1 protein-coding gene is annotated in these 1,085 nt (G+C 66.8%); it reads right to left on the bottom strand.

The features are described 5' to 3' along the window. Positions 1-162: 162 nt before the first annotated feature. Complete coding sequence (gene cysD, locus TSO221_RS34255) at positions 163-1,080, bottom strand: sulfate adenylyltransferase subunit CysD (RefSeq protein ID WP_348770305.1); 918 nt, start codon at positions 1,078-1,080, stop codon at positions 163-165. Between the last annotated feature and the right edge of the window lie 5 nt (positions 1,081-1,085).

Raw genomic sequence — 1,085 nt, 5'->3', positions numbered from 1 at the left:
ACAGCAGCTTGCAGTCGTACAGCAGCCGGCCGATCAGGCTGGACTTGCCGTCGTCCACCGAGCCGCAGGTGATGAAGCGCAGAAGGTCCTTGTTCTCCTGGTCGCGCAGGTAGGCTTCGACCTCGGCGATGGCGTCCTGGGCGGCGTTTTGGGCGGCGGGCATCAGAAATAGCCTTCCTGCTTCTTGATCTCCATGGAGGCGGCGGCGTCCTGGTCGATGACGCGGCCCTGGCGCTCCGACGTGGTCGCCAGCAGCATCTCGCGGATCACCTCGGCCAGCGTCCGCGCGCGGCTTTCCACGGCGCCGGTCAGCGGGTAGCAGCCCAGCGTGCGGAAGCGCACCCACTTCGTCTCCGGCACCTCACCGGGCTTGAGCGGCAGGCGCTCGTCGTCCACCAGGATCAAGGCACCGTCGCGCGCCACCACCGAACGCGGCTCGGCGAAGTACAGCGGCACCACCGGGATGTTCTCCTGGTAGATGTATTGCCAGATGTCGAGCTCGGTCCAGTTGGAGAGCGGGAAGACGCGGATGCTCTCGCCCTTGTTGATGCGGCCGTTGTAGTGATTCCACAGCTCCGGGCGCTGGTTCTTCGGGTCCCAACGGTGGGTGGAGGTGCGGAAGGAGAAGATGCGCTCCTTGGCGCGGCTCTTCTCCTCGTCGCGCCGGGCCCCGCCGAAGGCGGCGTCGAAGCCGTGCTTGTCGAGCGCCTGCTTGAGCGCCTGGGTCTTCATGATGTCGGTGTGCACGGCCGAGCCGTGGGAGAACGGGCCGATGCCCTGGTGCACGCCGTCCTGGTTGACGTGGACGATGAGGTCGAGGCCGAGGTCCTTCACGCGCTGGTCGCGGAACGCGATCATCTCGCGGAACTTCCAGGTGGTGTCCACGTGCATGAGCGGGAAGGGCGGCTTGGAGGGGTGGAAGGCCTTCATGGCGAGGTGCAGCATGACCGAGCTGTCCTTGCCGATGGAGTAGAGCATGACGGGGTTGCGGAACTGCGCCGCAACCTCGCGCATGATGTGGATGCTCTCGGCCTCGAGGCGTTGCAGGTGGGTCAGGCGGGCGGCGGGCAAGGCGGTCACGGCGG

The organism is Azospirillum sp. TSO22-1 (assembly GCF_003116015.1).
In the GTDB taxonomy this organism is placed as follows: Bacteria; Pseudomonadota; Alphaproteobacteria; order Azospirillales; family Azospirillaceae; genus Azospirillum.
The sequence above is the reverse complement of the archived record's forward strand: the minus strand, read 5'-3'. Positions and strand labels throughout refer to the sequence as shown.